Annotated in this window: 8 protein-coding genes; 3 read left to right on the top strand and 5 right to left on the bottom strand. The window is 65.4% G+C overall.

Going from position 1 to position 5,977, the window contains the following annotated elements; translation table 11 throughout:
- Positions 1-160: 160 nt before the first annotated feature.
- Positions 161-556: a hypothetical protein gene (locus TVB01_RS16330; RefSeq protein ID WP_422456956.1), complete on the top strand. Its 396-nt coding sequence runs from the start codon at positions 161-163 to the stop codon at positions 554-556.
- Positions 557-561: 5 nt separating this feature from the next.
- On the opposite strand, the gene TVB01_RS16335 is transcribed toward TVB01_RS16330, so the two are convergent.
- Positions 562-1,263 carry a redox-sensing transcriptional repressor Rex gene (locus TVB01_RS16335; RefSeq protein ID WP_422456957.1) on the bottom strand — a complete coding sequence of 234 codons (702 nt, stop codon included), beginning with the start codon at positions 1,261-1,263 and terminating at the stop codon, positions 562-564.
- Between the two features lie 149 nt (positions 1,264-1,412).
- The gene (locus tag TVB01_RS16340) at positions 1,413-1,676 is read right to left on the bottom strand and encodes a glutaredoxin family protein (protein ID WP_422456958.1); all 264 of its coding nucleotides are present in this window, start codon (positions 1,674-1,676) and stop codon (positions 1,413-1,415) included.
- A gap of 67 nt (positions 1,677-1,743) precedes the next feature.
- Here TVB01_RS16340 and TVB01_RS16345 point away from each other — a divergent pair, with 67 nt between their 5' ends.
- The gene (locus TVB01_RS16345; RefSeq protein WP_422456959.1) at positions 1,744-2,556 is read left to right on the top strand and encodes an HAD family hydrolase; all 813 of its coding nucleotides are present in this window, start codon (positions 1,744-1,746) and stop codon (positions 2,554-2,556) included.
- A gap of 85 nt (positions 2,557-2,641) precedes the next feature.
- Here the strand turns inward: TVB01_RS16345 and TVB01_RS16350 are convergent, their stop codons facing one another.
- From TVB01_RS16350 to TVB01_RS16360, 3 genes are all read right to left on the bottom strand, one after another.
- Positions 2,642-2,740 carry a 30S ribosomal protein bS22 gene (locus TVB01_RS16350; protein WP_003792170.1) on the bottom strand — a complete coding sequence of 33 codons (99 nt, stop codon included), beginning with the start codon at positions 2,738-2,740 and terminating at the stop codon, positions 2,642-2,644.
- A 183-nt stretch (positions 2,741-2,923) separates the two neighbouring features.
- On the bottom strand, positions 2,924-3,136 hold the full coding sequence (locus TVB01_RS16355) for a helix-turn-helix domain-containing protein (RefSeq protein WP_422456960.1): 213 nt from the start codon (positions 3,134-3,136) through the stop codon (positions 2,924-2,926).
- Positions 3,137-3,410: 274 nt separating this feature from the next.
- Positions 3,411-4,508 (bottom strand): 3-deoxy-7-phosphoheptulonate synthase, encoded by a 1,098-nt coding sequence (locus TVB01_RS16360; RefSeq protein WP_422456961.1) that lies wholly within the window; start codon positions 4,506-4,508, stop codon positions 3,411-3,413.
- 430 nt (positions 4,509-4,938) lie between these two features.
- Here TVB01_RS16360 and TVB01_RS16365 point away from each other — a divergent pair.
- A partial coding sequence (locus TVB01_RS16365) for an alpha-hydroxy acid oxidase (protein WP_422456962.1) occupies positions 4,939-5,977 on the top strand: 1,039 nt, incomplete at its 3' end.

Below are 5,977 nucleotides of genomic sequence, written 5' to 3' on the forward strand. Positions count from 1 at the left end.
GGGGGGGGGCGCGCGGCGGGCGCCGCGGCCCCCCCCCCCGCCCGCTCCCCCGCGGCCGCCCCGGCCGGCCCGGGCGCCCGCCCCCCCGCCGCCTCCGACCCCTCGCCTTCCCTCCCGGAAAACTCCCCGCCGCGCACCGCTGGCGGTGAACGCGGGTGCAGTGCTGATCTTTGCAGCCGGCGTAATGGTCCTGGTGGCCGGTTTCCGTGCGGCCATGGACCCCGGACGCGGAGTCCCGGAAGCTACGGCACAGCTCCTGGAACTTGGCGTCCCGGCCGACACCCTGCTGGTCCTTGCGCGGGTTGCGGATGTGGCCATGACAGCCGTGACCTTTGGGGCCTACTTCTTCCTGGCCTCAGTAATCCGTGACGGGCGGAACTGGGCGCGGGTCTGCTGCGCCGCACTGGTGGCCGCTGCCCTCTTCTTCGGCGTTATGAACCATGCGGAACAGCATGTTGCAGCCGCGCTGATCGCCGGCACGGGGCTGGCGTTGTCCTTCCTGCCCGGCACCGCGAGGTATTTCGCGCGGGCACGGGTCCGCACCGTGGGCAGCTGAACGTCTCAGCGCATCAACCGGGCCTGGGCGTCGGTTGCAAGGGCCGCCACCTGGGCCCGCTGGGCATGGTAGGCAAGGATTTGCAGTTCGGTGGCCATGTCCACCTTGCGGATCTGGACTTCGGGGGGAGCCTGCAGCACCACGGGCGCGAAGCTGAGGATGCTCGTGATCCCGGCTGCGATGAGGCGGTCGCACATCTGCTGGGCTACCTCCGCCGGGACAGCCAGGACCGCCATGTTGGCCCTGGTCTTTTCGAGCACGGTTTCCATGGCGTCCACCGGGCTGATCCGCAACCAGCCGACCTCCTGCCCCACGGTCATCTGGTCAGCGTCGAACAAGGCCACGACCTCGAATCCCCTCGACCCGAATCCGGGGTAGCCTGCCAGAGCCCTTCCCAAATGCCCGGCCCCGACAATGGCGACGCGCCAATCCAGCGTCAGGCCAAGGGCCGCAGCAATCTGGCCGCTGAGGTACGGGACGTCGTAGCCCACGCCGCGTGTGCCGTAGGAGCCCAAGTAGGAGAGGTCCTTGCGGAGTTTTGGCGAGTTGACTCCCGCGGCCTCCGCCAGCTCCTCGGAGGAAACCCGTTCGATGCCCTCGGTCATCATGGTCCCCAGCACCCGCAGGTATACGGTGAGGCGCGCCAGCGACGCGGCCGGGATGTGCCGCCCATGGCCGGACCGCTGAAGGCCTGCAGGGTCACTCATCCCAGGTACTCACCTCTGCCGCTTTCGTTTGCTCGGGGCTCCGCATCGGTGCCCACGGATTTCCGTCCGGTACGTGCCCACTCTAGGACCGCCCACCGGGGCCAACCAAGTGTTCTCATCCTCCACCGATTTCTTTCCCTGTCCCCGGCTTATGACGCCAGCAGCCGGCGCAGCCGGGCCTCGTCAATGTGCCAGAAGTCCCGCTGGATTCCGTCGATCATCAGCACCGGGACCTCCTCGGAAAAACGGGCAAGATAGTCGGGGTTGTCGTCGACGGACCGTTCCTGCCACGGGACGCCGAACTCGCCGCACACCCTGTCCAGGACTTTGCGGGCCGCCTCGCACAGGTGGCAGCCCGGGCGCGTCAGCAGCAGCACCTCCGGAACCGGCGCGGACGTTGGTACACCATTCATGACTTCCAACTTAGCCTGCACGAGCCCAAGTCCGCGGAACAAGCGGGATTTTCAGTAGACTCGAACTATGCCCCGATCCACTGCCGTCCGAGCCACCGATCATCCGGCTGCGGCAGGAACTCCGGGTGAAGCGGCTTTTTTCGACGTCGACAATACCCTCATGCGCGGTGCCAGCCTGTTCCATGTGGCGCGCAAGATGCACCAGCGCGGTGTCTTCACGCTTCGGGAAGCCGGTGGGTTCGCGTACAAGCAGCTGCGGTTCATGCTGCAGGGCGAGAACCTCAAGGACGTGCACAGCGTCCGTGACGCCGCCCTGGCCATCGCGACGGGACTGGCAGCCGAGGACGTCCGCACCCTCGGCGAAGAGGTCTATGACGAAATGATCGTTTCGAAGATCTGGCCCGGCACCCGCGCACTGACCGAACAGCATATGAAGGCGGGCCGACCGGTGTGGCTGGTTACCGGAACACCCGTTGAGGTGGCTTCGGTGATTGCCAGCCGGCTCTCATTGACAGGAGCCCTGGGGACTGTCAGCGAGGTGGCCGACGGCCTCTACACCGGCCGGCTGGTCGGTGAATTCCTGCATGGTCCGGCCAAGGCAGAAGGAGTCCGGGCCCTCGCGGAGCAGGAGGGACTGGATCTCTCCCGCTGCTGGGCCTACAGCGATTCTTTCAACGACGTGCCGCTGCTGTCATTGGTGGGCCATCCGGTGGCAATTAATCCTGACGCGCGCCTCCGCCGGCACGCCCGCGATCACAACTGGCCCGTCTATGACTTCCGTTCCGGACGCCGTGCAGCCACGCTCGGCCTCAAGACGGCTTCGGCCGCGGGGGCCGCCTACGGATTGTGGCGCGGCTTTTCCTGGGTCCGTTCCCGCTAGGCCAATCCGCCGTCCAGGCATTAAAAAGCTGAAGCCCGCCAAGTCCTGAACCGGACGGCGGGCTTCTGCGTCGCTACAGAAGAATCTACTTCTTATTGCGGCGCTGGTGACGGGTCTTGCGAAGCAGCTTACGGTGCTTCTTCTTAGCCATACGCTTGCGGCGCTTCTTGATAACTGAACCCACAGAGTCCTCACAAACTTGAATTAGGAGCCATGCCGGTTCCTGGATCCGGGGGCCTGGGCGGCCCGCCGTCAACGGTTCCGGCAGATACTAGCCATGATTGAAACGTTCCTTAACAGGGTACCGCTTCCACGCTGCCTTTCAGGACAGCGCCGTCGGCGCCCCGGCACCCGTTTCGGGTGCTGCCTAAGCGGTGCCCGTCTGGCGGTCAATCACCGCGTTGCGCAGGACCTGCTGCACCGCAGATTCCGGAACCCGGTAGGACCGCCCAAACCTGACTGCCGGAAGTTCTCCGGAATGCACCAGCCGGTAAACGGTCATCTTGGACACACGCATGACATCCGCGACCTCTGACACCGTCAGAAACCGCACGTCCGAGAAATTGCTCTCGTCTGCCATTTATCTCTTGTTCCTTCGTTCGGAAGCAACTTGCGTCCAGTGCGACTGAAGGGCCCAAGCGCCAAGGGCGCAATCCCGACTCGTCGAACATCCGGCGGCGTGTCGCCTTGATGACCATCTGATGACCGTCTAGCACTCTACTCTAGTGGCTAAAGTAACCATAGTGGAAGTTTTTCCGCCGAAAGACGGTCCCTTTCCGCGATGTTTCTTCCGCGTGCCTCCGCGGCCTGCGGCCGGTGCCTGTCCTGGACTTCAGCAGGAGAACAGCAGGACTTCAGGCTCCGGTGCGACGGCGCCGGGAGGCCGCAGCCAACGCGTCCAGGATGAGAGCCGATGTGTCCCAGTCCATGCACTTGTCCGTAATGCTCTGCCCGTAGGTCAGCGGGCGGGGATTCTCGCTGTCGTGCGGCTGCGCGCCGCCCACCAGGAAGCTCTCCAGCATGACGCCGGCGAGGCGGTGGCGTGCATCGTGGCCGGATTCCAGCGTGGCCGCCAGTTCCAGTGCAACTTCGGCCTGGCGGTGGTGGTTCTTGCCGCTGTTGGCATGGCTGGCGTCCACGATCAGGCGCGGGTTCAGGCCCTTGCCGGCCATGGTTCCGGAGGCCGCAAGCACATCCGGAGCGGAGTAGTTCGGCCCGGCGCTGCCGCCGCGGAGGATGAGGTGCGTGTCAGGGTTCCCGGCCGTGCGGACCATCGAGGCCCGGCCTGCCCCGTCGATCCCCAGGAATGACTGTGGAGCGGACGCGGCATCACACGCGTCCACGGCGATCTGCAGCGAACCGTCAGTGCCGTTTTTGAAGCCGACCGGCATGGACAGTCCGGAGACCAGCTGCCGGTGGATCTGGCTCTCGGTGGTCCTGGCTCCGATTGCTCCCCACGACACCAGATCGGCGACGTACTGGGGACTGATGGGTTCCAGGAATTCTGTCCCGGCGGGCAGTCCGAGTTCCGCAGCCGCGATGAGGAAGCGTCGAGCGGCGAACAGTCCGCTGGCGATGTCGTGGCTGCCGTCAAGGTGGGGATCGTTGATGAGCCCCTTCCATCCCACCGTGGTGCGCGGCTTTTCGAAGTAGGCACGCAGCACCACCAGAAGATCGGACCGGTGTTCTTCGGCCGCGGCGGCAAGGCGTGCAGCGTACTCCAGGCCGGCCCCCGGATCGTGGATCGAGCAGGGCCCTATGATCACAAGGAGCCGGTCATCGGCCCCGTTGAGTACGGCACGGATGTCTTCGCGTCCACGGCTCACGACGCCGGCAAGCTCGTCGGTGAGCGGCAGTTCAGCCAGGAGGTCGGCGGGTGCCGGCAGCGGGAGGAACTCGCTGACCCGCAGGTCCGACGTACGGTTTGAGTGTTCTGTGCTGGTGAGGTTCATGATCCCGTTATCCGTGTGTGAAACCGGCGGGACTTCTCTTCAGACCCCGCCGGATATGGCGAAGGGCAAGGGAACGATCCCCTGCCCTGGTGGCTCTGAAGGTTGGCGTCAGCGAATTATCGCGCGGGCTCCTCCAGAGCCAACGAAAAATACGCATACCAACGGTTAGTCATGCTTAGACGGTAGGCCCAGGCTGCCCCGCTTGGCAAGCCGGGCGTTCACCGGCCAGATCTGTCACGCGGCATCGGAGGACGACGCCGGCCCGCAGCGGGCCCCCTCCCGCTTCGTGAACGTGCCTTGTCAGCTCCGCATACCGCTCCGTAGTCTCGATGGTTCCAGAGCAGAATGCTTCGAAAGGCGTTGTCCCTTGAGTAACAAACCGCAGGCCCTGACCCGCCGTGTCCCCCGCGTCCACGACCTCGCTCCGCTGATGCAGTTCAAGAAACCGCAGCTGGGGGCCGCTGCCAAGCTTCGCCGGGCGAGCACCATCTGGGACCTGAGGGACCTGGCCAAGCGGCGAACACCCAAGGCACCGTTTGACTACACCGACGGCGCCGCCGAATCAGAAATCACGCTGCGCCGAGCCCGGGAGGCGTTCACCAACGTCGAGTTCCGGCCCGGTGTACTGCGGAACGTCGAAACGGTGGATCTTTCCACCACCGTGATGGGCCGCCCGTCCGCCCTTCCCTTCGGAATCGCGCCCACGGGTTTCACGCGCATGATGCAGTCCGAGGGTGAGTACGCCGGATCACAGGCTGCAGCGGCGGCCGGGATCCCCTACACGCTCTCCACCATGGGCACTGCGTCCATCGAGGACGTCGCAGCAGCAGCACCGGATGGACGCAACTGGTTCCAGCTTTACCTCTGGACGGACCGGCAGAAGTCGCGGGAACTGATCGAGCGCGCGGCCGCAGCCGGATTCGACACGCTGATGGTCACGGTGGACACCGCCGTCGCCGGGGAACGCCTCCGAGACGTCCGCAACGGCATGACCATCCCGCCTGCGCTGACGCTCAAGACCGTGCTGGATGCGTCCTACCGCCCGGCCTGGTGGTTCAACTTCCTGACGCACGAACCGCTGTCCTTCGCCAGCCTAAACCGGTACTCGGGCACCGTCGCGGACCTGATCAATTCCATGTTCGATCCCACCCTGACCTTCGATGACCTCGAGTGGCTCCGCCGGACGTGGAAGGGCAACCTGGTGGTGAAGGGGATCCAGACCGTGGAAGACGCCCGCAAGGCCGTTGATTACGGCGCGGACGGGATCGTCGTGTCCAACCACGGAGGACGCCAGCTGGACCGCGCTCCGATTCCGCTGCACCTGCTCCCGGAGATTGCCGCCGAGCTCAGGGGGAAAACCAGCATCATTCTGGATACCGGGATCATGAGCGGCGGGGACATCGTCGCCGCTCTCGCCCTGGGTGCCGACTTCACGCTGATCGGCCGCGCCTACCTGTACGGACTGATGG

This window comes from Arthrobacter sp. 7Tela_A1 (assembly GCF_049311065.1).
Taxonomy (GTDB): domain Bacteria; phylum Actinomycetota; class Actinomycetes; order Actinomycetales; family Micrococcaceae; genus Arthrobacter_B.